A 25,794-nucleotide genomic window follows, 5' to 3' on the forward strand; every position below is an offset into this window, starting at 1 on the left:
TGGTTCTGTCCGGCCCCGGCTATGAGGCCCTTACTGTTAAGACGTTTGGGCAGGGGCAAATCCACAATGATTTCCGTCATTATTTTTTGCCCTCGCGCAGAAGCTCGTCGCGGCAATGTTGCAGGGCGCGCACGATATATTTCGCCACCATGCTGTTCGATACGCCAAGGCGCCTGGCAATTTCACTGTGCGACAAACCATCGACCCGAAACATCAGCAACGCCATGCGTGGCTTTTCTGGCAGTTTTTCCAATGCTTTATCAAGCAGTAATATCTGTTCGCGATCCAGGATAATGTTTTCTGGGCCGGGTTTGGGATCGTGGATCGCGTCGGTATCCTCGTCCATGTCGTGATGGGCGGTGATGCGTTTTTCCCGCCTGATCCCGTCAATCGCAAGGTTCCCGGCAACCCGATAGACATAGGCACGCGGATTTTCGATCACGTCCCCCTGATCGGGTGTATCGGCAAGCCGCACATAGGTATCCTGCACGACATCGGCTGCGCGTTCATGGTCCCCGCCCAGCTTTCGGGTCAGAAACCGGAAAAGCTGTTCGTAATTTTCCTGAAAGCTTGCGATCAGAACCGATGCGCTGTTGCGCGCCATGGTCTTGCCCAAACATGCCGTTGCCAAATGATACAGGTTCCCCTGTTCCGCCCGTGTATTAGCAAGAACCATAACACAAAACAATGAGAATAATTCGCATTGTTAATAACTATACATACCGGTACCCCCCAAAACAAAAGGCTGCCACCGGTTTCCCGATAGCAGCCTTTGATTTCGCTGCAATTCCGGCAGACCTCGCTACTAGCCACGCCCGCGATAGGGCGCCACACCCTGATCGGGGATCCACACCCCTTCGGGGGCCGGGCCGGTCTGGTAAAACACGTCAATCGGAATGCCGCCGCGCGGATACCAGTAGCCACCAATGCGCAGCCATTTCGGATCAATCATATCGGCAATCCGTTTGCCGACCTTGACCGTGCAATCCTCGTGGAACGAGCCATGATTGCGAAACGACGTCAGAAACAGCTTCAGCGACTTGCTTTCGACAAGCCAGTCACCCGGCACATAATCAATCACCAGATGGGCGAAATCCGGCTGACCGGTGATCGGGCAAAGCGATGTGAATTCCGGTGCGACAAACCGCACGCAGTAATCGGTTCCCGCCTGCGGGTTCTGCACCCGTTCAAGGACTGCCTCATCCGGGCTTGCGGGCTGTTCGGTGGTCCCGCCCAGCATAGTCAGGTTGTCGTAAATGGTTTGATCGGCCATGTGATTAATCCTCGATGATCGGCACGGGATCAATGTCCCCGCCTTCCTGCCCGGCGTAAAAATCACGGGCGAACTGTTCCATACGGCCCTCGGAAATGGCGTCCCGCATGCCGCGCATCAGATCCTGATAATAGGCAAGGTTATGCCACGTCAGCAGAACCGCCCCCAAAATCTCGCCCGCCTTGATCAGGTGATGCAGATAGGCCCGCGAATATTTCGTGCAGGCCGGGCAATTGCATTGATCGTCAAGCGGACGGTCATCATCGCGATGACGGCCGTTTTTAAGGTTCAGCGTCCCGCGATGGGTAAAGGCCTGCGCATTGCGGCCCGAACGGGTCGGCAAAACGCAATCAAACTGGTCAATCCCGCGCATCACCGCACCGACAAGGTCCGATGGCTTGCCAACCCCCATCAGGTAACGGGGCTTGTTGGCCGGCAGCATATCGACACAGAAATCAAGTGTATCGAACATGATCTGCTGGCCCTCGCCAACCGCAAGCCCGCCGACCGAATGGCCCGGAAGGTCAAGTTCGGCCAGTTTTTCGGAACTTTCGCGCCGCAGGTTTTCAAAAACACTGCCCTGCTGAATGCCATAAAGCGCATAGCCGTCACGTTCGACAAACGCATCCTTGGACCGCTTGGCCCAGCGCATCGACATGCGCATGGAATCCGCGGCCTGCTGCTCGGTCGCCGGGAACGGGGTGCATTCGTCAAACGCCATGGTGATGGTCGACCCCAGCAGATGCTGGATTTCCATCGACCGTTCCGGCGACAGCGCAAATTTGCGCCCGTCGATATGGCTTTTGAACGTAACACCATCTTCGGTGATCTTGCGCAGTTTGGACAGTGACATCACCTGATACCCGCCGCTATCAGTCAGGATCGGCTTGTCCCAATTCATGAATTTGTGCAAACCGCCAAGGCGTGCAATGCGCTCCGCACCGGGGCGCAGCATCAGGTGATAGGTGTTGCCAAGCAGGATTTGCGCACCGGTATCGGCAACGTTTTCCGGCAGCATGCCCTTGACCGTGGCAGCCGTTCCGACCGGCATGAAGGCCGGGGTATCGATCACGCCGTGGGCGGTATGAATGCGGCCGAGACGGGCCTTGCCGTCGGTCGCCAGAAGTTCATAACGGAATTCAGTCATCAGCTTTTTTCAATCTTGCTGGCGCATTCAAGCAGGCTGCAATCGCCATAGGAATAGAAACGGTATCTGTTTTCAATCGCGTGGCCATAGGCCGCTTGCATGCGATCAAACCCGGCAAAGGCCGATACCAGCATAAACAGCGTCGACCGCGGCAGATGGAAATTGGTCAGCAGCATATCAACCGCCCGGAATTTATAGCCCGGCGTAATAAAGATGTCGGTTTCGTTCTCGAACGGTTCAACCACCCCGTCTTCGCGCGCCGCACTTTCAAGCAACCGAAGCGACGTCGTCCCCACCGCAATCACCCGCCCGCCCTTGGCGCGCGTTTCGTTGATCAGGTTCGCGATCTCGGGCGATATGCTGCCCCATTCGGCATGCATCTTATGATCGTCGGTATCATCGACCTTGACCGGCAAAAACGTGCCCGCCCCGACATGAAGCGTGATCGTGCGGCGCTCAATACCGCGCGCATCAATTGCTGCCAGCAATTCCGGGGTGAAATGCAAACCCGCAGTCGGGGCTGCCACCGCACCATCATGCTGGGCGAAAATCGTCTGATAATCCGATCTGTCCTGATCATCCCCGCCCTTGTCGCGCCGGATATAGGGCGGCAACGGCATCACGCCATATTTTTCAAGCGCTGCAATCAGATCGGCACCGGCAACGTTAAACCGCAGCAACACCTCGCCGCCGTCTTTCTTTTCCATGACTTCGGCTTCGAAATCATCGGCAACCCTGAAGGTTTCGCCAACGCGCAGCTTCTTGGCCGGTTTGGCAAAGGCGCGCCATTGTGCAAGACCTTCCTGCTTGTGCAGGGTCACTTCAATGCCTGCATCGCCGCGCTTGCCAAACAGGCGGGCCGGGATCACGCGGGTATCATTGGAAATCAGAAGGTCGCCGGGCTGCAGGATATCGGGCAGTTCGCGAACGATGCGGTCATGCGTTTCCCCGCCCGTCAGGTCAAGCATACGGGCACTGTCACGCGGATTGGCCGGATGTTCGGCAATGCACTCACGCGGCAGATCGAAATCGAACAGATCGACTTTCATCGGAAAAACAAAACCTGCAATTATCAGAAAAAATCAGAGGGGCGTTTTATACCGCCCCTCTTTGCAAAACCTCAAGGCATCGCGTCGGAATATCAGCCCTGCATCCACCTGGCATCAACCCGCCATCAGCTTTGGGCGGGGGCTGCTTTCATGCGCGGGGTCACCACCGTCATCAGCAAACGGAACGGTGCCAGACAGGTCAGCGCCATGATCACCTTGGCCGCGAAATCGCCCATCGCCCATGTGTGCCAAGGAAGCCCGGTACCGACGAACGCGATGGAAAAGAACAAAGCCGTATCGACGGCCGATCCGATCCCCGATGATATCAGCGGTGCTTTCCACCAGGTCGCCCGGCGCAGCTTGTCAAACACCGTAATGTCGAGCATCTGCGCAATCAGAAACGCCGTGCCCGATGCAATTGCAATGCGCGTGTCCGCCACGATCAAAGACAACACAACCGCAATCGCAAAGCCTGCCAGAACGACTACGCGTGCGGCCTTCGCCCCGCGCGCCCGGTTGGTCAGATCGGTAACCAGAAACGCCACCGGATATGTAAACGCGCCATAAGTCAGCCAGTCGGCCAGAACGCCCGGCAGCGGATATTCAACCAGAATGTTCGATGCAACAACCGTCACGGCCATTGCCAGAACGCCAATAATGATGGCTTTCATCGTTTTTCCTTAACCAAAATCCTGACCAGAAGCAGAACGCACGCATAAGAAATCTCGCGGCCCACTTTGATTGGGCGACGATTCGGCACGGGTTTGATTCAAATTATGTTTTCGGTAATTACGCTTGCCACCGCACAGGGTCAAGGAAAAACGGCGGCCAGACCAAAGCCTGACCGCCGCTGCAGATCGCTGCAAGCTGCCCCGGGGAAAAGGAGGAGCACCGTGCCGCGAAACTTCAATTCTGCGCTTAATTCCGTCGGAATTAAAGCATGATCCCGCGAATGGTGAAAAACAGCAACGCGCCAAGGAACGCCCCGGCCGGAACCGTGATCACCCAGGCGGTCGCAATCGTCACCGCATAACGACGCCGCACCAGCAACCGCTTGCGCAGTTTCTTCTCGGCCTTTTCGGCCTGTGCCGGGTCAAGCTGGCGCAGGGCTTCGATATGCTGTTTCTGTTCGTCGGTTTCGGTATCTTCGCCAACCAGCATCGGCGCATTGTCGACCCGGCGACGATGGCTCAGCGTTTCACGCAGGAACCCGACGCCAAAAACCGCACCAACCGCGATATGCGTCGAACTGACCGGAAGGCCAAGGGCGGATGCCACAATCACCGTCAATGCCGCCGACAGCGCCACGGTATAAGCCCGGATCGGATCAAGCTTGGTGATTTTCGATCCGACCGTCTTGATCAGTTTCGGCCCGAAAAGGATCAGACCGGCCGAAATGCCAATCGCACCAATCACCATCACCCAGATCGGGATCGGGGCCGATGTCACGATCTGACCGCTATCAACACCCGAAACGATGGCGGCCAACGGACCGATGGCATTCGCCACATCGTTTGACCCATGCGCGAATGACAGAAGGGCGGCGGACACAATCAGCGGAATACGAAACAGCGATGCGATTTCCTTGCGCCGCCCGGTCATGCTGCGCGATGCCCGCAGGACCGCCTTGCGCACGGGGAAAAGGGTCACGAAAAACGCACCTATGCCGATCAGAACAACCTGCCAGGTCTCGGTTTTCCAGACCTTCGATATCCCCTTCATCATCAGATACATGGTAAAGGCCGATACCATCACACCGACCAGGATCGGCACCCATTTGCGGGCCGCCTCGACACGGTTGTCGGTATAAAGAATTCTGAACTTGATAAAGGCAAGGAACCCGGCGGCAATCACCCCGCCCAAAACCGGCGAAATCACCCAGCTTGCCGCAATCGTCCCCATGGTCGGCCAGTTTACCGCATCAATCCCGACCGCTGCCATACCGGCCCCCATCACCCCACCGACGATGGAATGGGTGGTCGAAACCGGCGCACCAAGCCACGTGGCAAGGTTAAGCCAAAGGGCGGCTGCCAGAAGGGCCGCCATCATCGCCCAGACAAAGGTCTGCGCATCAGGCATCTGCGTCGGGTCGATGATGCCGTTCTTGATCGTGCCGACAACATCGCCACCGGCGATAATCGCACCGGCGGCTTCAAACACGGCTGCAATCAAAAGGGCGCCAACCATGGTCAGCGCCTTTGAACCAACAGCGGGACCAACATTGTTGGCCACGTCGTTGGCGCCGATATTCAGCGCCATGTAACCGCCAATCACCGCGGCGGCGATCAGGAACCCACTTTGCGGCAAGCCACCCATATGAAAGGCAACAAAGGCGCTGCACGCCAAAAGAAAGACAAGCGCAAGTCCGAGCTTCGCACTCAGGGAAGCAGTCTCACCGACACCCGCATCCATGCGGCGCTGCCATTTGAGATCCTTATCCAGAGCGGTTTTCTTTGCGACCATGATCAACCGTTACTAAAAAGGGAATCGACGCGCGGATCATGTCGAAGCAAACCCGGTTTGTTAAGGTTTTTTTGCCTTTTTATGACAGCCATGTCCCAAAGCCCCCCGCCAAAAGCAAAACGGCCCCGCATTGCAGGGCCGTTTCGTCATTTAGGGCCGTGTCAGAAAATCACCGACCGAACTGGTTCAAAAGCCCTTTCAGGACATCCTTTGCCGCGTCCTTGCCCGAACTTCCCGAACCTGACGACCCGCTGCCGGATGAACCACTCCCGCCCAGTGCCTTATCAAGGATATTATCCAGAACCTTGATCGCAACCTTGTCCATGCGCCCGGTAATTGCCGGGTTGCTGATATTGCCTTTGGCGTAAACGCTGAATGGCGGCAGTTCTTCGATTTTCTTGGAAAAATCGAAATCGGCCTGGGTGTCCATCTGCCATTTCGGCAGATCAAGGGTCGCATCGGCATCCGCCGTGCCCACGCGCGATACCGCTTCGACACGGGTGGTTTTGGCGATCCCGTTGGTGATGGCGATATCGGCTTCAAGGCTCTGAACCAGATCGTTGTTACCGACCCCTTCAACCACCATCGCCTGCGGCCCCTGCTGCAACAATGCCTGAATGTTCAGCTTCGGATCTTCCGACCGCTTGTCGGCATTGCTGAACCGGACATTATTGAGAACAAGGTTCGCCGTCCCGTTCAACGCACTGACCAGCTTGCGCGACGTATTGCCCGATGCGGTCACATCAAACTTGGTCGCCGCCCCGCCAATCACCGTGTCATTGGCAACCCGGATCGGGGCCAGTTTTTCGATATCCGCGCCGTCAAGGCTGCCTTTAAGCGCCAGTTTCGGCGTATCGGAATTACGCGCATCAAACGTGCCATCAATCGAAAGATCCCCGTCACCCAGAAGGCCGGTGAATTTCTCGATAGTCAGAAGCCCGGTCACAAGCGTCGCCTCAAGGTCCGGCTTCACAAGGCTGTAGGTATCGAAATCAAGCTGATCAAGTGCCAGCGAAATATCGGCATCAATCGAACGCAGGGCCGAAACATCAATCACCGTGTCATCCCACGGCGTGCCATCGCGGGCATCAACCGTCGTGACTTTCATGCCTGTTGGCATATTGAATGCCGCACGGCGCGGACCACTGCCGCCTTCCGGCATCAGACCGGCGCGTTTGGCGGCTGGCACGAACGGATCGACATTCAGCGTCCCGCCCGAAAGGGCAACAGAAAGTTTCGGCTGTTCGCCGCTGGCATCAAAATCGACATCACCCTTGGTTTCAAACGGACCGATGCCGAACTTCGCGATATCAAGCGCAACATTCTTGGCATTGCCCTTGACCGTACTATCCAGGACCAGACGCCCCAGATTGCCCGACGGTTCATAAGTCGGTGCCACCAACGGCAATACACGGTTCAGGCTTGATGCCTGCATCGCAAGTTTGCCGTCAATGCCCGGTGTCGCGCCAAACAGGTCCTGCAAAACCCCATTCAATGCCACCTGCATCAACGGATTGGACACATCAAGATCAAGGTTCGGGCCGGTCACCGGACCATTCAGCCCGACATTGGCCTGAATGCTTTTATATTCGCTTGCCGGTGCCGGAAGCGTAATACCTGTCAGCTTCGCCACCGGCTCCAGCGTTTTGGCCGTGACCTTAAGCTTAAGCCCCTCGAATGCCGGAACGGCAATATCGCCACGGAAAACCCCGCTGGCACTTGCCGACAGACCGACCGCATCCGCCACCGCAAAATTATTCAGCTTGATCTGCGAACCGGTCAGGCTGCCATCAATGGAAATCCCCTTGATCGACACGCCCGATGAAATGATTTCATCCGCCGCCAGCCGATAATTGGCCGCAATCCCGTCAAGTGGTGCCAACGCATCCTTGATGGTTTTGACCATGGCATCGCCGCCCGCCGCAGGCCCCGAAGACGGGGCCGCACTGTCCGAACCACCCGACGCCGTGCCGGAACCGGACGCAGCCGGATCACTTGCCGTCGCACCTGGCGCCGTATCACCATTGGCGCCCGCCGGGGCCGCGCTGATATACTGATCCAGATTGATCCGGTCCAGTTTCAGACCGATGCCAAGGGCAGGCAATCCCTCGCCGCTCAGATTGGCGACGATGGCACCGCGAATGGCCGTATCGTCGATCCGCATATCCAGATCGGAAATATCAAGCTTGTCGGGTGTTCCCTTGATCCCGCCGGTCAACGAGAAACGGCGCAGACGGTCCGCACGGATGCCATCTACATCCGCCCCAAGCCAGCGCGCCACCGCCCGAATATTTTCCGATGCCACCTCATAGGACAGGGCCGCACTCGGTTTCGGACCCTCACCCGAAATACTGCCAAAGACCGAGAAATCGGTTCCGCCCGGAAGCCCCGCCGAAACTTCGTTCAGCGTCACCTTGCTATTGGCAATCGCGGCATTGATCCGCGCATTATGCACCGGTGTCTGATTGTAAATCAGGGTTTCAACCTCAAAATCAATCGACGCGGTCAGATCGGCCGGGATCATCGGCCCATTGGCCGCACCCGATTTCTTGCCACCCTGCGACGGGATCGACTGGCCACCTGTTGCATTCCCGCCATTCGCCGGGGCGGCATCGCCATTGCCATCGGTGCCCGTACCGCCTGCCGGGGCGGCACCATCGCCCATATGGGTCAGAACAAGGATTGAATCGAGATCAAGCTGATTGAAACGAAGCGCCACATCGGCCTTCATTTTCGGGTCCTGATCAATCGCGATCGCGCCCGATCCACGGGTTTCGCCAAACCGGATCGACAGGTCATTGACCGTGACCGATTTGGCATTGGCGGCAACCTGCCCGCCCAGATTGAACGGCTTGGCCGCGATATCGGGGATATCGGCCCCCTCACCGGCAATGCGAAGGGCGGCTTCACGCAGATCATCGAACTTGCCGTCAATCTGGCCGTTAAAGCCCGGATATTCCGCCGAAAGATCAACCTGACCGCTGACATTGATGCCACCATCAACCTTGTCGATGCCGATCTGCATGCCAACCGGGAACGGGCCGGTCTGGCTGACCTGACCGACATTGAAATTAAATGTCAACGGAATCCCGCGATAGAAAACATAACCCTCGCCCTCGGCCGGACCATTCAGGCTATCGGCCGACACGCCAAGGGTCAGCCCCTCGATCCGCTCCGTGCTGCCCGGCGTGTGATACAGGATCGTGGCATTTTCGATTTCCAGACGATCAATCTGGATCGTGCTGGCAAAATCGGATGAACCGGCATCACTGCCACCCGGCTGCGCTTCGGGTGTTGCCGCATCGCCTTCGGGTGCCGGTGATGGTGACGGGGTTGCGGATGGCGGTGTCGTGATCGTGCCGGCATCCGGGCCGCTTGGGGTGGCCTGTGCCGGATCAAATACCAGATTGTTGCTGCCATCTTCGAACGTCTCGATGGAAATCACCGGATCGATCAGGCTGATTTCGGTGACCTGCACATTGCCGGTCAGAAGCGGCATCAGGGCCACCGAAACGCGGACTTCCTCGACCGATACCATGTCGGGGTCCTGCGCGCCGGGCAGGTTGCTGAGTGTCACCTGCTCGACCGAAAGAGCCGGGAACGGCAGGACAGACATTGAAAGATCACCGCGAATATCAAGATTGCGGCCGGTTGCTTCACGCACTGCCTGGGTGATTTGTGGCTTGTAACCGTTCCAGTCGATCAGGGATGGAATGATCAACAGGGCGGCGATGATCACGACCAGAACGGCACCAATCACGGCAAGGATCTTTTTCAACAGTCCGGCTCCGCTTTTTGCTCGGCACTCTGGAAACCGACGGCTCGGCAGAGTGCAATGTTATGATTTGATTCCAGCAGCATATGGCTCATACCGCTCGTCGCAACAGAAAATGGCAACAAGTTGGTTGATGATGCTGTTTACGTGCTTATCCGGTACGGATTTTTCCCTTTTGCCGGTTCACATATGTATTTGTGACCAAAACCGCCTGCTATCAAGCCGTGGCCTATGGAAAACCATCGGTAAATACTCATATGAAAATCTAATGACATTCAACACAGCCAACACTGGCAATTGTTTTTCGAAGTGATATCATCAACAAAAAAGAACAAGCTTTCAGGATTTTGAGTTTGTGTATCGGCCACCTTTGTCAATAAGGTGCAGGGAGGATGCAGATGTCCGAAACGACAATTGAACAATCAACGGGTCCCGTCAGCGGACTTCCGCAAGGCATAGCGATCCGCGAAGTCACCAGTGACCAGTCGGGCAAATGGCTTGAAGCAGGCTGGCGCGATTTCAAACGCACCCCGGCCATCGGCCTTGCCTATGGCGGGCTTTGCGTTATTGCCGGTTACCTTATTCTGCTTAGTCTCTTTCAATCGGGTCAGCCCTATCTGACCCTGCCGCTGGGTGCTGGCTTCATGCTTCTGGCCCCGGTCATCGCGGTCGGCCTTTATGAAACCAGCCGCCGCCTTGAAATGGGCGAAAATGTCACCCTGTGGCACAGCCTGAATGGCTTCCGGCGCAATCCCGGGCAGCTTGGCGCGATTGGCGTCATTCTGATGCTGTTCTTCCTGGCATGGACGCGCATCGCGATGCTGTTATTCGCGCTGTTTTACAACGGATCGGTGCCGTCCCTTGATGTGTTGATCTGGGAAACCTTTTTCTCGCGCGATGCCATCACGTTTCTGATTACCGGCACCATCCTTGGCGGGGTGCTGGCGATGATGGTGTTTGCCATCACGGTGGTATCAATCCCGCTTCTGGTGGATCGCGATGTTGATGTGATTACCGCTTTGATCACAAGCGTTGCGGCATTCCGCAAAAACTGGCGGGTCCTGACCGGCTGGGCCGCGATGATTGCCGTCATGGCGGCGTGTGGCATGGTGGTTTTCCTGCTGGGTCTTGCGATCATGATGCCGCTTCTGGGTTATTCAAGCTGGCATGCCTATCGCGGTCTGATCGATACCGAAAAGGCCGAAGCCCGCCGCCTGCGGCGCGTGGTGCCGTAACCGGCACACAACGCCTGACCTTCACCATCAAAAAAACGCCGCCCTTGATCAATGGGCGGCGTTTTCTGTTGTCGGGTCGGATTAACTGGTGGCCGATGCCCGCCGATCCGCTGGCCGTGCCGGGCGCACAAGGAACGTACCCGCCACCACACAGCCCAGTGTTACGATCAGTTCCGGGCGTAATGTTTCCCCCAGAAGCAACGTCCCACCGGCAAGGCTGGTCAGGGCCATGACATAGCCGATCTGGCTCAGGAATACGGGGCCTGCCACGCGCTGCAATTCGAAATGGCAGATATACATCATGCTGGCGACCGCCATCTGAACCCCGATGATCAGCCACGCCATGCCATTGCCGAAATCGGGGACATGCAACTGATCACGACCGGTTTCAAACACAAGACACAGGATCGCACTGGCCAGCATCATCCCCGATGCCAGTGTCAAGGGCGATGCCCCCTTGGGCCATGCCACCGTCCGGTACACATTGCCAATCGCCAGACTGACCGGGATCAGGGCCGCCACCAGCAGATAAACCAGAATGGTGCTATCGGGCGCACTGATCTGCGGCACATACAAAAACAGCACACCACAGAAGCCGACCATCAACCCCATCAGGCGTTTGAATTGCGCGGTTTCAATCCCGATGCCCATCGAAATCAGATAGGTCATCAATGGCGGCAATGCGGTAAAGACCCCGGCCATCGATGCCCCGATATAGGGCACCATGAAATAGCCAAGCCCCATCGGCAAAGCCAGGCTGACCAGACCGGCCAGAAAATAATAACGGATATAGGTCGCACGCAATGGCGGCAAACCGCCCCGGCCAATCGACAATATGCCCAGAACCACTCCGGCCCCAAGGCATTGCCAGAACAGATAGGACAGTGCCGGAATACCCTCCTGCACACCAACTTTGGCAAGCAGGATGGAACTGCCGCCCATCGTTCCGGAACCAATCAGCAATAAAACAGGTTTGAGCCAGGTGGCGCTCATGATCTTGATCCTTCCTCCGGCCGGCGCAGATATGTGGGGCGCGCGGGCAATTTCAATTTTGTTCAAACTAGCACAACATTATCAGTCGATCTTGCCGGTATTTGATCGTAGTTTATTTCCAATATGGAAATTATTGGATCAATTCACGGGGTTATGAATGGACCGTCTGCGCGCACTGGAATGTTTTCGCAAAATCGCCGAACGCGGCACATTTGCCGCCGCGGCCCGGGAACTCAACATGACGCCGGGTTCGATGACCAAGCATATCAACGCGCTTGAAGATCAGCTTGGCGTGCAGCTGATCGCCCGCACGACGCGCCGCATGAGCCTGACCGAGGCAGGTGAAACCTATCTTGGCCGGATTACCGGCATCCTTGATGAAATGGCCGATGCCGATGAAACCGTGCGTGACCTGAATGAAGGTCCGCGTGGCCGGGTGCGTATTGCCGCTCCCATGTCGTTTGGCATCCGGCAACTGTCCCCGATGATTGCCGAAATGATCGATGCCTATCCCGAACTGACCATCGAACTTGAACTGAATGACAAGGTCGTCGATCTGGTAGACGCAGGCTTTGATATCGCCCTTCGGGTCAGTGAATTGCTGCCCAATTCAAGCCTTATTGCCCGGCGATTATGCGGCTATTCTAGAGTTCTTGTGCGCAAGCCCCGCCTATATTGCCAAATCCCCGCCACTGACCAGACCCGAGGATCTGTTGAACCACAACTGCTTTGTTTACACCAATGACAGTCGTCCGGGTTTCTGGACCTTCTCCGATGGTGAACATGAACGCAGCATTCAGGTCAAAGGCCGCTTTTATGTCAATAGCAGCCTTGCGAAGCGTGACGCCCTGCTGCAAGGTTGCGGGATCACGCTGACACCCCGTCTGGTTGTCGAGGATTTGCTAAAGGATGGCAGCCTGATAAGCCTGCTCGATGATTTCGCCCCGCGCGAACTGGGACTTTTCGCTTTATGTGCACCGCAACGTCATAAACTGCGTAAGATCAGAACCGTGATTGATTTCATGGTCCGGAAGTTACGCGCAAATAATGATCAGAGCATTCGATGACATCGTCCACAACCGCTTCGACACGCCTTCTGGCATCACTGCCCGTCCTTGGTGCCCTGACCATTGCCAATATCGCACACGCCCAGCAGGATACCGCCAAGGGCCCGCAATCCATGCGTACCCCCGATGATAAATGGGGGGTGTCGCTGTCGATTGAAAATGATCTGTTCACCAAGAACAATCAGGATCAGCATTACACCAATGGTGTCCGGCTGGCCTTCGTTTCCCCCGAAGACAACGCCCCCGAGCCGGTGCTGAGTGCAGCCAAGGCCGTGCCGTTTTTCGCATCGAACGGCCGCATCCGCACAAGCTACGCCGTCGGGCAAAGCATGTTCACACCAAACGACATCACCATTGCCGAAAACCAGCCCGATGACCGCCCGTGGGCTGGTTTGCTGTATGGCAGTGTCGGGCTTCTGTCCGATACCGGCCTGCAGCGCGAAGGCGACAGCGACTATTCGCGAATTGATACGCTTGAACTGACGCTTGGCGTTGTCGGCCCGGCATCCTTCGCCGACAACACCCAGAAAGTCGTCCATAAAATGATCGACAGCCCGGAACCCCGGGGCTGGGACAACCAGATCCGCAACGAACCGATTGTAAACCTGGCCTATGAACGCAAATACCGAAGCTGGTTCGAGGGTGATGTTCTTGGCCTTGAATATGACGCCACCCCGCATGCCGGTTTCATGCTGGGTAACGCCTACACCAATGCCGAACTTGGGACCATGTTCCGGCTGGGCTTTGACCTGCCGGCGGATTACGGCCCGCCGCGCATCCGCCCAAGCCTTCCGGGATCGGATTTCTTCGCTCCCGACACCGAAGGCGTCCCCATTAGCGGCTATCTGTTCGCCGGGGCTGCGGGCCGCTGGGTGCTGCGCGACATCACCCTTGATGGCAACACCTTCAAGGACAGCAATTCCATCGACAAGGAACCACTGGTCGGCGATCTGCAAATCGGTTTCGCCATCATCGTCGGACAGGCGCGCTTCACCTACACCCACGTCTATCGCACCGCCGAATTTGAAGGTCAGGACAAGGGTGATCAATTCGGCTCCCTGTCCGTCTCCTTCCGGTTCTGATCCGATACGATCAAACAAAAAAACGGGGCCACTTGGGCCCCGTTTTGCATGTATCTGACAGATTGACCCGATGACCTCAAAGCCCCGGAATAAGCTTGCCCGGGTTCATCAATCCCTTGGGATCAATCGCCGATTTGATGGCGCGCATCAGGGCAATCGTATCGGGGCCATGTTCGGCTTCCATGAAATCAAGCTTACCGTAACCGATGCCATGTTCGCCTGTGCAGGTCCCGCCAAGTTTCAACGCACGTTCGACCATGCGGTCATGCAGGCGTTTGGCTTCGGCCATCTGCGCCGGATCTTCGGGGTCCAGCAGGATCAGGGTATGGAAATTGCCATCCCCCACATGGCCGACAATCGTGCAGGTCAGCGGGCTGGCATCGCAATCGGCCCGCGTTTCGCGGATCGCCTCGGCCAGTTTCGAAATCGGCACGCAAACGTCCGTCGGCATGCCCGCCTTGCCCGGTTCAAGCTGCAGCGACGCGTAATACGCCTTGTGGCGTGCCGCCCACAATTTGTTGCGGTCTTCCTGACGGGTCGCCCACTGGAATTCCTCGGCACCAAATTCTTCGGCCACCGACTGAACAAATTCCGCCTGTTCCTTCACACCGGCTTCGGTGCCGTGGAATTCGAAGAACAGGGTCGGGGCTTCCTTGTGATCGGTCTTGGAATAATTGTTGATCGCCCGGATTTGCATTTCATCAAGGAACTCGATGCGCGCCACCGGAATACCGGCCTGAATGGTCAGGATCACGGTATCGACCGCCGCATCAACGCTCGGAAACGCACAGACCGCTGCCGACATCGCTTCGGGGATGCCATACAGCTTCAATGCGATTTCGGTAATCACGCCAAGCGTACCTTCGGATCCGACAAACAGGCGCGTCAGGTCATAACCCGCCGATGATTTGCGTGCCCGGTTGGCGGTCTTGATGATCTTGCCATCCGGTGTAACCACGGTAAGGTTCAAAACATTGTCGCGCATGGTGCCATAACGCACCGCATTGGTGCCCGATGCACGCGTGGCCGTCATCCCGCCGATGGAGGCATTCGCCCCCGGATCAATCGGGAAAAACAGACCGGTATCGCGCAGATGATCATTAAGCTGTTCGCGCGTCACCCCGGCCTGAACCCGGCAATCAAGGTCCTCGTTATTGACCTCAAGGATCGCATCCATCCGCGAAAGATCAATACAGATCCCGCCTCGAAGGGCCGCCACATGCCCCTCAAGCGACGATCCGGTGCCAAACGGCACGATCGGCACATTATGTTCGGCGCAAAGTGTCACGACCTTCGCGACTTCCTCGGTCGAGGTGGCAAACACCACCGCATCAGGCGGGGATGCCGCGTGCCAGCTTTCATCCTTGCCATGCTGTTCAAGAACGGCGGCGGCGGTCGACAGGCGATCCCCCAGCATATCGCGCAGTGACGCGATCAGGCTTTCGGGGGTTTCAATGCGGTCATATTGGCGATGGGACATGACGTTCCTCTTAGTCTTTGGTGGCTGCCTGCCGGGATCACACAGTATCAGGCGGTATCAAACGGGGCGCAGGGCCAGCAGGTCAAAAATTTGGCCCCCAGCCTAATCCGATACGTCCCAAATTGGTATTACCTTTTGCCACGAAATGCAAAAAACCGCCCGTGAGGTGACGGGCGGTTTTGCAAATCCGGTTACGATGTCCGCCTGTCTCAGACGCCAAGTGCATCCTTGACCGCGGCCAGCCCGTCGCCGCCATCCTTGGTCGTAACGCCTTCAAGCCACGCATCAAGAACCGACGGGTCTTCTTTCAGAAGCTTGGTCGCGGCATCATTGGGCGCCATGCCATCATTGATGATCATCCCCATCATGGTGTTTTCCATATCAAGGGTGAAGCTGACATTATCAAGCAGCTTGCCGACATTCGGGCAGGCCTTGGCAAAGTCACCGCGCACCAGCGTATAGACATCCGCCCCGCCGTAATTCGGGCCGAAATATTCATCCCCGCCTTCAAGATAGGTCAGGTCGAACTGGTTGTTCATCGGGTGCGGTGCCCATGCCAGGAACACGATCCAGTCTTCGCCGCGTTCAAGGCGCTTGGCCTGTGCCAGCATCGCCTGTTCGCTGCTTTCGACAAGTTCCCAGCCCTCAAGACCGAAATCACCGGAATCGATCATTTTCTGGATCAGCTGGTTGGCCGGTGCGCCCGGCTCGATGCCGTAAATCTTGTGATCGAACTCTTCACCATGCGCGCCCAGATCGGCAAAGCTTTTGATCCCCGCCGCCGCAACATATTCCGGCACCGCAAGCGTGAATTTCGCCCCCTTCAGGTTCACGCCAAGATTTTCAATGCCGCCCTTTTCATTGGCCGCATCAACAAATTTCTGCTGGGCCGGCATCCAGTTGCCCTGAAACACGTCGACTTCCCCGGCACCCAGCATTTCAAAGGTCACCGGCACGGAAATGGTTTCGACTTTCTGCTGATAGCCCAAGGCTTCAAGCACCACACCGGTCAGCGCATTGGTCGATGTGATGTCGGTCCATTGCGGGTCGGAAAACACCACGGTATCGCAGGCGGCATCTGCAGCCCTTGCCGGCGTCGTCTGGCCAAACCCGGCCAGTGCAACACCGATTGCCATCATCCCCAAAAGTCCTGTTTTTTTCATTTTTTGCCTCCTTCTGATTGGTTAATTGCTGTTCCGGCCGTTCATTCCCCTGCCGCCGGAACCGTCAGACGCGCGTCAAGTTCAACGTCATCAAGATCAAGATGATTGCGCATATACATGGTCGAACTATCGCGTTTTGGCTGATGATCCCACGGTGTAACCCGCCCTTGTGTCAGGGCTTCATAAACCAGCTTGCGGCGTTTCTGGCTGTGGATGACGCGTTCGCGGAACGCATCCAGATCCCAGTTTTCCGCAAGTTCGGCACGAAACGCATCGCGGATTTCGCCATGTGCCGGATCATTGATCAGGTCGTGCACTTCATCGGGATCGCTTTCAAGGTCATAAAGCATATCGGGATCAATCCCCGATGCGATGTATTTATAGGCCCCGCGCCGGATCATGATGATCGGGGACAACGCCCCCTCGCCGCAATATTCGCCGATCACCTCGTCATGGCCGCCGGTGCCCTGCATGTGCGGCACAAGGCTTCTGCCATCAATCGGCCCGGCCAGCGCCCCCGCCGCATCATCCCCGGCAAGCTCGCGCAATGTCGGCAGGATATCGATCAGAGATACCGATTGCGAAACGCGTTTCTGCCCCTTTGCCCCCGGAAAGGCAAAGAACATCGGCACCCGGGCGCTCGGTTCAAACCACGACATTTTGTACCACATGCCGCGTTCGCCCAGCATGTCGCCATGATCACCGCTAAACACGATCAGGGTATTGTTGTCCATGCCGGTTTCGCGCAGGGTCTGCATCAGCGACCCGACCAGACTGTCGACATAACTGATCGACGCATAATAGGCACGGCGCGCCTGAAGGATTTCGTCATCGGTAACCGGCTGTTCATCAAGATTATAGACATGACGCAAACGCCGTGAATGCGGATCAAGTTCCGCATCGTCGATCTTGACCCGCACCGGATCGATTTCCACCCCGTCATAAAGGTCCCAGAATTCCGGACGCGCATTATAGGGATCATGCGGATGGGTAAAGGATACCGTCAGGAAAAACGGACGGTCATCGTGTTTCTTCTGGCGCGCGACATCATAAAGGTAACGCTTCGCCTCGAACGCGGTTTCGTCATCGAAATCAAGCTGGTTGGAACGGTAAACCGGCCCTGCCTGCGTGACCGACCCCATATTGTGATACCAGCTTGGCCGGTCTTCGAAATTGTCCCAGTCGCAATACCAGCCGTAATCCGCCGGATAGATATCCGATGTCAGGCGATCCTCGTAACCGTGAAGCTGATCGGCACCGCAAAAATGCATCTTGCCCGAAAGGGCGGTGCGATATCCGGCGCGGCGCAGGTAATGCGCCACCGTCGGAATATCGGACGGCAGGTCGGATGCGTTGTCATAAGCCTCGATCCGGCCGGGCAATTGCCCGGTCATCAGGCAAAAGCGCGACGGCGCGCAAAGCGGGCTGTTGGTATAGGCGGAATCAAAGACCACCGCATTTTCACACAGCGCATCGATGTTGGGCGTTTTGACCACCTCATGACCATAAACCGGCAGACACCGCGCGGCCAACTGGTCGGCCATGACAAACAGAATATTCATCGGTTTTGAGGCCTTCGGCACCGCTAACCCCCTTTGCTATTCACCTACATGATGTCTTTCGCAAACCGGCCGGATGCGAAAATAACTGGAAACCATATGTTTCATGTTTATCCGGGGGTTGTGAAGGCCGCTTGCATCGATCATTGGTATCAATATAATTCATGTCATGAAATTTCATCACATCCCGTCGCCGCATGCCCTGATCGCATTCGAAGCCGCCGCCCGCCGCGCCAGCTTCACCGCCGCCGCGCGTGAACTCGGTGTGGGCCAGCCCGCCGTCAGCCACCAGATCACCGCCCTTGAGGAACAGCTTGGCCAACCGCTGTTTCGCCGCAAGCATCGCGGTGTGTCACTGACGCGCGCCGGGCAGGAATTGTTTGATTGCATTTCGGTGGCATTCGGTCAGATCGACCGCACGGTGGAACGGATCAAAACCAGGCGGTCCGCCCGGCTCAGTGTCGGCACCGATTTCGCCTTTGCGTCCTTCATCCTGATGCCGCATCTTCCGGAATTCATTGCCCGCCATCCCGATATCGAGGTCAATGTCGTCACCAACCAGACCGGGCATTTCGCCGCCGATCAGAATATCGATATCGAAATCTCGTTCGGGAACTGCCACCCCGAAGACGTGATGCTGATCCCCGAACAGGTCACCCCGGTTTGCAGCCCGGCGTTCCTTGAGGCCCGCGGTCATCCGAAAAACATCGCCGACCTGCGGCATTATCCGCTGATCCATCTGGATGATGAAATCGATCATCGCTGGTTTAACTGGGAAAGCTGGCTGCGCACCGCCGGGGTTCGGGAAACCGGGCGGCTTTACGGCCACCGGTTCAACACCTATCTGCTCGTCCTTTCGGCCACCCTGTCCGGACAGGGGGTGGCCCTTGGCTGGACCGCCCTTTTGCAGCAGCACCTGAAAACCGGGCAGCTCGTCACCCTTGGCGATGTGACACTGGGATCGGACCGCGGATATGTCCTGTCCTGCCGGTCAAACACCCACCGGCAGGAACAGATCAACGCGTTTCTCGGCTGGGCCCGCGATCTGGTCGCGCAAAACCCCAAACCCGGAACAGACAAAACCCCGGCCATCGCGTCCTGAGGGCCGCGATCCTCAAGCCGGGCTTCCGCCCCGGTCCCTAACCCTTGTTGCGATCCTGCGGCAGGGCCGCGGCAATCCGGTCCGCCAGCCGCGCAAATGGCAATGTCTGCAACCAGACCGTCCCCGGCCCTTCAAGGGTCGTGACAAAAAGCCCCTCGCCGCCAAACAGCGCATTGGTAAAGCCGCCAATGAATTTGATCGAATAATCGACCGATGGCGTCATCGCGACAAGTGTCCCGGTATCCACACGCAATGTCTGGCCCGCCTGCAAATCCTTGCGGATGATCGTGCCACCCGCATGCACAAACGCCAGCCCGTCGCCGCGCAACCGCTGCAGGATAAAGCCCTCGCCGCCAAACAAACCGGCACCGAGTTTCTTGGAGAATGCGATATCGATATCAATGCCCGATGCCGCGCACAAAAACGCATCCTTCTGGCAAATGATCTCGCCCCCCAGTTCCGGCAAATTCATCGGCACCACCTTGCCCGGATAGGGCGCGGCAAAGGCGACATGCCCCTTGCCCGATCCTTCATGGACGAAACTGGTGATAAAGAACCCCTCGCCGGTCAGCATCCGTTTGAAGCCTGAAAAAATCCCGCCGCCCGTGCCGGTCTGCATGGCAATGCCGTCCGACATATACATCATCGCCCCGGCTTCGGCCCGCACGCCCTCGCCCGGATCAAGTTCGATCTCGACAAGCTGCATTTCCTCGCCATGGATTTTGTAGTCGATCACGTCTGCCATTTGGGCGTCTCCATCTTCGGGCTTTGGTTAAATCCATCGTCATTGATCAAGTTCAGCACGACCACCCCCTGATCGCAACCAAAAGGGGCGAAATTTCGTCTCCTGTCATCGCAACAACACCAAGCACTTGTAAAAACACCCAAATCGCACGAGGATGAGGTGATCAAGGGCAAGCCGGAGCACCCGGTGAATACCAGATCAGGGTCAAGGCATTTTCATCGCGTTTTCTGGCTGCTGCCACTTCTGGCCGCAATCCTGTCTTCCTGCGCGCCGCGCGATCCCTATCAGTTCAATATCTGCCGCCTGGCCCTGCCGGGGATCGAGGATGAAGACAAACAGATCCGCCTTGTCACCCGGTTTGACGAAACCTCTGACGGCAATCAGATCACCCTGCGTTACCAGTTGCTTGAACCGGGCGAAATCCCCCTGCCCTCGACCGAAACCCACGCCATTACGTGTCATTTCGAAGCAGCGACCAAGCCCAACACGCCAACCAACCTTTATGCGATTGAAACAACCCGCCTTGGCCCGGTGTCGGACGCGCATATGGCCCTGCTGAAACGGTTCTGGATTGACCGGGTCGGGCGCACCGCACTCGAAAGCTATATCGATCCCGAAAGCCACGGCCTGCGCGCCGATGTGCCCGATATCGGGTTGCCTGCGGCCTATGCCACCCAACTGGTGCTAAGCGGCCTTGCGCGCGGTGCGATCTATGGCCTGCTCGCACTTTCGTTTACCCTGATCTATGGCCTGATCGGGCGTATCAATCTTGCCTTTGGCGAGGTGGTGATGACGGCCGCCCTTGGCACCATCATCACAAGCCTGTGGATATCAGGTATGGTCGGCTGGCTGATCCCGGTGATGGTGGTCGGATCGGTCGCGATGGCATCCTTTGTCGGATCGGGGTTAAGCCACCTGACATGGCGCAATGTCTTTGGCCCGCTGGGCCGCCGTGCTGCTGGCGGGCGGGCGATGATTGTCGCGTCCCTTGGTTGCGTTCTGGTCATTCAGGAATTTATCCGGATTGTCATATCGGCACGCAATTTCAACCTGCCGCCGATCTGGCAGTTTTCCGTACCGCTTTTGCGCGGCGATCATTTCGTCGTGCGCCTGCACGGGTTCGATATGCTGGCCATTGGCGGGGCGGTTATGGTTGCGGGCATTCTGGTCTGGATCATGGGCAAAACCGCCTTTGGCCGGAACTGGCGCGCGATCAGCCAGGATCGTCTGGGGGCGGCCCTTTGCGGGGTGTCTCTTTCGCGCACTGAATCCCAATCCTTTGTTCTGGCAGGATTTTTATGCGGATTAACCGGCGCAATGTTGGCCCTTCGTTATGGTGTCATTAATTTTCACAGTGGTACGCTTTTCGGGTTCAAGGCACTGACTGCCGCCATCCTTGGGGGAATAGGACGGATGCGCGGTGCGTGGCTGGGCGGGTTAATGATCGGTTTGACCGAAACGTTATGGTCGGGATATTTCGGCGGGGCCTATCGCGATGTGGCGGTTTTCGGGCTTCTGGCGGCGATCCTCGTCCTGCGCCCTCAGGGGCTTTTGGGGATAAATGACAGTCATGACAGCTTGTTCTCCGCACGGAACGGACAAATATGAAAAGAACGGACCCCTGAAACGTCTGGTCACGTCACTTGGCGCACAAAGACCGGCACCATCAGGGAAATGGAGGGACCGGGAACGTCAGGATATGGTGCAGTTCAAGACCCGCGACTGGCTTGTCGATGACGAGGCCATCGCGCCGTCACTCGACAAGTGGCAGCGTGCGGTCGATCTGATGACCGAACTTCTGGGTGCTACCGCCGGTTTCGTGGTCGAATATAATGACCGGATCGGTTACCGGTCCGTCGTCACCAGTCAGAACAACACCAATCCCTATGCCGGGTGCAAAACCTCGATCACCGGGCTTGATACCAATATTTTCTGCCGGCAGGTCATCGCACAAAGCGACACCTTCTATGAACCGGACGCGCGCGGCAAACCCGAATGGGCCGACAACCCCGAACTGACCGAAGACGGTTTCTGTTCCTATTTCGGGGTGCCGGTGACCTGGTCGAACGGCACGATATTTGGCACGATCTGCGTGTTTGACCGTGAACCGACGCGATATTCCGACACGCTGCAAAAACTGATCGAAACCATCCGAGATCTGATCGAAGCCGACCTTCGGCTCTATGAACAGTTCCAGATCATGCGCAGCATCTCGCTGTCCGATCAGTTGACCGGGCTTAACAACCGCGCCGGGTTTGAAATGCTGGCCCAGCAGAAAATCCGCATCGCCAAACGCTATCACCACCATATCGGCCTGATCTTCATTGATCTTGATGACATGAAACACTGGAATGATGATTACGGCCATGCGGCGGGGGACGCGGCACTCAAGGCCGTCGGGGCCGCCATCACCGCCAGCATTCGCGAGGTTGATATTTGCGGGCGGATCGGCGGCGATGAATTTGCCATTCTGGGCTATGTGCGCAATCGCGGCGATCTGACCACCATCATCACCCGTATCCGCAATGCGCTTCTGGCGGTCAAACTGACCGTGGCCGCCTCGAAAAAGCCGATCCACGAAACCCCGAAAATAAGTGCCGGGGCGGCTGTGTTTTTCGAACCGGTCAAGGAAAACCTCGAAACCATGATGGATATGGCCGATCAGGAAATGTATCGCGACAAAAACCGCAAACGATAGCACGGCGGCCCGCCTGTCTCCCCCCGGACTGTCTGGCTGCCTGCCCCTGCTTTTACGCGGTGATATACGGCAATCCACCATTAAAACGTGTGCTTTATTCTCAAAACACACCAAAGCAGGAAGTGACATCCGGTCAGGTCGATGCTATGACGCCCCCGAAAAACATATGACGCCCTGATCGCCTCGGCGATCCGATACCCAACAAGAAAAAGACAACGAGCGCCAGAATGCAGATCCGCAAAGGCACTGCCAACGACCTTCCCTTCATCCGCGACCTGACCAAGCGCGCAACGGATTCAACCTATTTCATCGAAGGCATGGGCGATGCGGCCACCGCGACCGTTGCCCGCTATGTCGATATGTCGACCGGCGTGTTTGAAAACGCGCTTGCAAGCGACAATCACAGCGTCATCGTCACGACCCAGGGCGATGACCTGCTGGGCTATGTCATCGTCATTCATGACAATCCCGAAATCGACTGGATCATGGTCGACCCGGCCGCCCACGGACTGGGTGCGGGCAAGGCATTGATGATCGCCGCCCTCGATGCACTGGCCGAACGCAAACCGCATGCAACCGTCAGGCTTTCGGTCGTCGCGCACAACGAACGCGCCAAGGCGTTCTACCGCAAATTCGGCTTCCTCGTCACCGGCCCGATCCCGGGCCGCGACATCCCGACCGTGGAGATGCAGCGGGCGGCTTGATTCTAGCTACTCCCCATATAACGAAGAGTTCACACGCGTGGCGACCTCCGTTCGCCGAAACAATACGTCCAGCATGAAATCAGCTATGTCAAAGCTTTCTAAAGAAGCGCATTTGTTTCTGATGCGCTCCATATCCTCTGTTTGCAACTTTAAGCGGCCTAGTATTAACGCAAGCAGAAACTCTAGAACAGCCTCTCCTTGTGGTTTATTTCGATCATTCAAACAATCAATGATCAAATCACCCATCTGCTTGCTAAAGTTATCATTTTCAAGAAAATTCAGCTCAACGGGCAGAGCTGCCCTTAAAAAGGCGGCCTGTATTACACCATCATTGTAACGCGCGAAAGTTGTAGGAGAGAGAACGGAATGCTCGAACTCATTGTTTACAAGCTGGCTAGCCCTATCAACTGTATCGTCCAACCTTAATCGATGCAGCAACGTTGATGCAACGGCATAAACATCAGCTTGAGAAATACTCTCACAAGAGAAACCTTCCTCAACAAAAGCAAAATTATCCCGAAGATGATAAGCCACATCATCGACTGAGTTTAAGAATACATTATCAATTAAACCATCATCTTGCAGCTGGTTACGGCGATTAATAAAAAATTTTCTAACTAATTCTCCGCGAGAATCTTCCCAATCTTCGACTTCGTCAATAATGATACTGACAAGTTGATTTTCTTCTTTCCAAGAACAAAAATTCTCTCGTCTTGGTATGTGTAAATCCAGAAGCCTCAGGAAAGAATGTCGCTTATATTCCAAATTTGATTCTAGAAATTTTGTATCTTTAACGGACTCAGTCATACATATACCACTAAGATATATTCTATGAGACTTCGGGGCTACATCTCTTAAAGATTGACTTATCTGGAGAAATTTACGCCCACGTCCAATTGCTCCACCGACGACAATAATAGCGCCGTTAGATTCTTTTAATTCCTGCACGCTATCCAGTTGGGAGCTGGATATGATTTTTATACTTTTTCCAAGTTCCTCTTCTATCGCATCATTAATTATTTGAGCAGCTGACTTGGAACCTTCATCTCCATCTAACTCTATAATTGCCGAGACAGAAACGGGAATATTCCGCCTGACAATATCCTCAATCCAATCCTTGAACGCTTTGCAGGCAACTATATTCTTAGGCCTGACCCATAAAGGATAAACTGAATCTTCATAGCCAACACAAAAGCATGAGAATATTGATTGCCCTAACATACTTTGCAGAATATCTCTCGTTGCTTTAGGTAAATCAACCTTAGATGGAGTAACACCTTTTGCTTGGGAAAGCCCGACCACAAACTGTTCTCCGAGCATTCTCAATGGTCGCGCTCCCTTTACACGATCACTATCAAGCACAGGCTGAACTTTGTACCCATTAGGGTTCGTCTCTTTATCTTTCCGCAAATCACAAATAACGTTTTCTTCGGGGGAAACTTCGTCAGAAAGCTTAAACAAGGTGAGAATCTTAGTTTTTTCATCAAACTTGTTTTTAATTTTTTCAAACAGCTTCCCAGATTGAGATGCAGAAATTATAACTAAGTTCTTCTCCCCAAGATTAAAAACATGCTCTTCAATACCTTGATAAGATTTGAAGTTATGCACCTGAGGGAAAGAACCTCCTTTTCTCAATAAAAAGGAAGCATAAATCACACTAGTTATGGTCGATGTATCAACGTGGACCCTAGTTAACCCGTTGCCCATGTAAGGCAAGAGGCTAAATGCGATGAATAGCACCTCACTTCCTTCTGATAGAGCGTTAGAGGCCCTAAGAAAACAGCGCCGCCGATCTTTTTCATTTTGTCCAATTTTCTGAGAATTAGTGAAATAAGCCGTATGACCAGCATCCAACATCGCTGATCTTTTTCTAAATATCTGAGTCATTCCTTGCCTAATTAGGCTGGAACGAAACCCACAGCTCACAACCAGATCACTAGAACATCGCTCCCATGAGCTAATTCTTTTCAGACCTAGCAATTCCCCTTTTGAGTCAAACTTTAAAAGGTAGATGTCCGATTTATTATTTACCGGCAAGGACTTTTTCTCGATTTCCTTAGGTCGCCGAAGAACAGAGGCGTAATCTGTTTCATTCAAGATTAAAACTATTTTATGCGGACACAAGCCTCGATCCGTGACAAACTTGACCGTATCCTCATATTCGTCAGAATCAAAGCCCTCCCCGCAGAACATAATAACAATACGGTCAGATACACTGCCCCCCGACATAGAATAATGAAAACTAAAAATTGCTCCCAT

At 55.7% G+C, this 25,794-nt stretch carries 21 protein-coding genes; 8 read left to right on the plus strand and 13 right to left on the minus strand.

From position 1 onward, the window contains the following. Positions 1-79: 79 nt before the first annotated feature. From R1T41_RS03010 to R1T41_RS03040, 7 genes are all read right to left on the minus strand, one after another. Positions 80-604 (minus strand): RNA polymerase sigma factor, encoded by a 525-nt coding sequence (locus tag R1T41_RS03010; protein WP_297009498.1) that lies wholly within the window; start codon positions 602-604, stop codon positions 80-82. Positions 605-805: 201 nt separating this feature from the next. After that, entirely contained in the window at positions 806-1,273 is a 468-nt protein-coding gene (gene queF, locus R1T41_RS03015) for a preQ(1) synthase (protein ID WP_062958438.1), read from the minus strand. A gap of 4 nt (positions 1,274-1,277) precedes the next feature. Further along, positions 1,278-2,420, minus strand: a complete 1,143-nt coding sequence (tgt, locus tag R1T41_RS03020; protein WP_317339866.1) for a tRNA guanosine(34) transglycosylase Tgt — start codon at positions 2,418-2,420, stop codon at positions 1,278-1,280. Next, entirely contained in the window at positions 2,420-3,469 is a 1,050-nt protein-coding gene (queA, locus tag R1T41_RS03025; protein ID WP_317339868.1) for a tRNA preQ1(34) S-adenosylmethionine ribosyltransferase-isomerase QueA, read from the minus strand. The genes tgt and queA overlap by 1 nt, the downstream gene beginning before the upstream one ends. Positions 3,470-3,594: 125 nt before the next feature. Then, positions 3,595-4,140 carry a queuosine precursor transporter gene (locus R1T41_RS03030; RefSeq protein ID WP_097053119.1) on the minus strand — a complete coding sequence of 182 codons (546 nt, stop codon included), beginning with the start codon at positions 4,138-4,140 and terminating at the stop codon, positions 3,595-3,597. 262 nt (positions 4,141-4,402) lie between these two features. After that, positions 4,403-5,932, minus strand: a complete 1,530-nt coding sequence (locus tag R1T41_RS03035) for an inorganic phosphate transporter (protein ID WP_062958441.1) — start codon at positions 5,930-5,932, stop codon at positions 4,403-4,405. 169 nt (positions 5,933-6,101) lie between these two features. Beyond that, the gene (locus R1T41_RS03040; protein WP_317339870.1) at positions 6,102-9,710 is read right to left on the minus strand and encodes an AsmA family protein; all 3,609 of its coding nucleotides are present in this window, start codon (positions 9,708-9,710) and stop codon (positions 6,102-6,104) included. A 395-nt stretch (positions 9,711-10,105) separates the two neighbouring features. Between R1T41_RS03040 and R1T41_RS03045 the strand changes: the two genes are divergently transcribed. Further along, positions 10,106-10,942, plus strand: a complete 837-nt coding sequence (locus tag R1T41_RS03045) for a DUF2189 domain-containing protein (RefSeq protein ID WP_062958443.1) — start codon at positions 10,106-10,108, stop codon at positions 10,940-10,942. A gap of 81 nt (positions 10,943-11,023) precedes the next feature. Here R1T41_RS03045 and R1T41_RS03050 read toward each other — a convergent pair whose 3' ends face one another. After that, complete coding sequence (locus R1T41_RS03050; RefSeq protein ID WP_062953268.1) at positions 11,024-11,935, minus strand: DMT family transporter; 912 nt, start codon at positions 11,933-11,935, stop codon at positions 11,024-11,026. Between the two features lie 157 nt (positions 11,936-12,092). Between R1T41_RS03050 and R1T41_RS03055 the strand changes: the two genes are divergently transcribed. Genes R1T41_RS03055 through R1T41_RS03065 form a run of 3 tightly spaced genes read left to right on the plus strand, consistent with a single transcriptional unit; the run spans position 12,093 to position 14,084 of the window. Then, positions 12,093-12,680 carry a LysR family transcriptional regulator gene (locus R1T41_RS03055; RefSeq protein ID WP_317339871.1) on the plus strand — a complete coding sequence of 196 codons (588 nt, stop codon included), beginning with the start codon at positions 12,093-12,095 and terminating at the stop codon, positions 12,678-12,680. Further along, entirely contained in the window at positions 12,589-13,002 is a 414-nt protein-coding gene (locus R1T41_RS03060; protein ID WP_317339872.1) for a substrate binding domain-containing protein, read from the plus strand. Before R1T41_RS03055 ends, R1T41_RS03060 begins: the two co-directional genes overlap by 92 nt. Continuing rightward, on the plus strand, positions 12,999-14,084 hold the full coding sequence (locus R1T41_RS03065) for a lipid A deacylase LpxR family protein (protein WP_062958445.1): 1,086 nt from the start codon (positions 12,999-13,001) through the stop codon (positions 14,082-14,084). Before R1T41_RS03060 ends, R1T41_RS03065 begins: the two co-directional genes overlap by 4 nt. A 76-nt stretch (positions 14,085-14,160) precedes the next feature. Here R1T41_RS03065 and R1T41_RS03070 read toward each other — a convergent pair whose 3' ends face one another. The 3 genes from R1T41_RS03070 to betC form a co-directional block, all read right to left on the minus strand. Beyond that, entirely contained in the window at positions 14,161-15,564 is a 1,404-nt protein-coding gene (locus tag R1T41_RS03070; protein WP_062958446.1) for an FAD-binding oxidoreductase, read from the minus strand. A gap of 209 nt (positions 15,565-15,773) precedes the next feature. Then, positions 15,774-16,727 carry a choline ABC transporter substrate-binding protein gene (gene choX, locus R1T41_RS03075; RefSeq protein ID WP_317339874.1) on the minus strand — a complete coding sequence of 318 codons (954 nt, stop codon included), beginning with the start codon at positions 16,725-16,727 and terminating at the stop codon, positions 15,774-15,776. 41 nt (positions 16,728-16,768) lie between these two features. Continuing rightward, positions 16,769-18,310: a choline-sulfatase gene (gene betC / locus R1T41_RS03080; RefSeq protein WP_317339876.1), complete on the minus strand. Its 1,542-nt coding sequence runs from the start codon at positions 18,308-18,310 to the stop codon at positions 16,769-16,771. A gap of 145 nt (positions 18,311-18,455) precedes the next feature. Between betC and R1T41_RS03085 the strand changes: the two genes are divergently transcribed. After that, the gene (locus R1T41_RS03085; protein ID WP_317339878.1) at positions 18,456-19,388 is read left to right on the plus strand and encodes a LysR substrate-binding domain-containing protein; all 933 of its coding nucleotides are present in this window, start codon (positions 18,456-18,458) and stop codon (positions 19,386-19,388) included. 37 nt (positions 19,389-19,425) lie between these two features. Here the strand turns inward: R1T41_RS03085 and R1T41_RS03090 are convergent, their stop codons facing one another. Further along, positions 19,426-20,133 (minus strand): TIGR00266 family protein, encoded by a 708-nt coding sequence (locus R1T41_RS03090; RefSeq protein WP_062953261.1) that lies wholly within the window; start codon positions 20,131-20,133, stop codon positions 19,426-19,428. 186 nt (positions 20,134-20,319) lie between these two features. Between R1T41_RS03090 and R1T41_RS03095 the strand changes: the two genes are divergently transcribed. The 3 genes from R1T41_RS03095 (at position 20,320) to R1T41_RS03105 (ending at position 23,535) form a co-directional block, all read left to right on the plus strand. Beyond that, positions 20,320-21,741 carry a branched-chain amino acid ABC transporter permease gene (locus R1T41_RS03095; protein WP_317339880.1) on the plus strand — a complete coding sequence of 474 codons (1,422 nt, stop codon included), beginning with the start codon at positions 20,320-20,322 and terminating at the stop codon, positions 21,739-21,741. Further along, positions 21,704-22,831: a sensor domain-containing diguanylate cyclase gene (locus R1T41_RS03100; RefSeq protein ID WP_317339882.1), complete on the plus strand. Its 1,128-nt coding sequence runs from the start codon at positions 21,704-21,706 to the stop codon at positions 22,829-22,831. Before R1T41_RS03095 ends, R1T41_RS03100 begins: the two co-directional genes overlap by 38 nt. A 227-nt stretch (positions 22,832-23,058) precedes the next feature. Continuing rightward, positions 23,059-23,535, plus strand: coding sequence for a GNAT family N-acetyltransferase (locus R1T41_RS03105; protein WP_062958453.1), 477 nt, complete (start codon positions 23,059-23,061; stop codon positions 23,533-23,535). 6 nt (positions 23,536-23,541) lie between these two features. Here the strand turns inward: R1T41_RS03105 and R1T41_RS03110 are convergent, their stop codons facing one another. Beyond that, a complete protein-coding gene (locus tag R1T41_RS03110; RefSeq protein ID WP_317339884.1) occupies positions 23,542-25,794 on the minus strand; it encodes a hypothetical protein in 2,253 nt (750 codons plus the stop codon).

Source organism: Thalassospira lucentensis, from assembly GCF_032921865.1.
In the GTDB taxonomy this organism is placed as follows: domain Bacteria; phylum Pseudomonadota; class Alphaproteobacteria; order Rhodospirillales; family Thalassospiraceae; genus Thalassospira; species Thalassospira lucentensis_A.

What these genes read in the sequence shown, in the direction of transcription:
- R1T41_RS03010 (WP_297009498.1), bottom strand. Translation starts at nt 604, where the DNA reads ATGGCGCGCAACAGCGCATCGGTTCTGATCGCAAGCTTTCAGGAAAAT.
- queF (WP_062958438.1), bottom strand. Translation starts at nt 1,273, where the DNA reads ATGGCCGATCAAACCATTTACGACAACCTGACTATGCTGGGCGGGACC.
- tgt (WP_317339866.1), bottom strand. Translation starts at nt 2,420, where the DNA reads ATGACTGAATTCCGTTATGAACTTCTGGCGACCGACGGCAAGGCCCGT.
- queA (WP_317339868.1), bottom strand. Translation starts at nt 3,469, where the DNA reads ATGAAAGTCGATCTGTTCGATTTCGATCTGCCGCGTGAGTGCATTGCC.
- R1T41_RS03030 (WP_097053119.1), bottom strand. Translation starts at nt 4,140, where the DNA reads ATGAAAGCCATCATTATTGGCGTTCTGGCAATGGCCGTGACGGTTGTT.
- R1T41_RS03035 (WP_062958441.1), bottom strand. Translation starts at nt 5,932, where the DNA reads ATGGTCGCAAAGAAAACCGCTCTGGATAAGGATCTCAAATGGCAGCGC.
- R1T41_RS03045 (WP_062958443.1), top strand. Translation starts at nt 10,106, where the DNA reads ATGTCCGAAACGACAATTGAACAATCAACGGGTCCCGTCAGCGGACTT.
- R1T41_RS03050 (WP_062953268.1), bottom strand. Translation starts at nt 11,935, where the DNA reads ATGAGCGCCACCTGGCTCAAACCTGTTTTATTGCTGATTGGTTCCGGA.
- R1T41_RS03055 (WP_317339871.1), top strand. Translation starts at nt 12,093, where the DNA reads ATGGACCGTCTGCGCGCACTGGAATGTTTTCGCAAAATCGCCGAACGC.
- R1T41_RS03065 (WP_062958445.1), top strand. Translation starts at nt 12,999, where the DNA reads ATGACATCGTCCACAACCGCTTCGACACGCCTTCTGGCATCACTGCCC.
- R1T41_RS03070 (WP_062958446.1), bottom strand. Translation starts at nt 15,564, where the DNA reads ATGTCCCATCGCCAATATGACCGCATTGAAACCCCCGAAAGCCTGATC.
- choX (WP_317339874.1), bottom strand. Translation starts at nt 16,727, where the DNA reads ATGAAAAAAACAGGACTTTTGGGGATGATGGCAATCGGTGTTGCACTG.
- R1T41_RS03085 (WP_317339878.1), top strand. Translation starts at nt 18,456, where the DNA reads ATGAAATTTCATCACATCCCGTCGCCGCATGCCCTGATCGCATTCGAA.
- R1T41_RS03090 (WP_062953261.1), bottom strand. Translation starts at nt 20,133, where the DNA reads ATGGCAGACGTGATCGACTACAAAATCCATGGCGAGGAAATGCAGCTT.
- R1T41_RS03100 (WP_317339882.1), top strand. Translation starts at nt 21,704, where the DNA reads ATGACAGCTTGTTCTCCGCACGGAACGGACAAATATGAAAAGAACGGA.
- R1T41_RS03105 (WP_062958453.1), top strand. Translation starts at nt 23,059, where the DNA reads ATGCAGATCCGCAAAGGCACTGCCAACGACCTTCCCTTCATCCGCGAC.
- R1T41_RS03110 (WP_317339884.1), bottom strand. Translation starts at nt 25,794, where the DNA reads ATGGGAGCAATTTTTAGTTTTCATTATTCTATGTCGGGGGGCAGTGTA.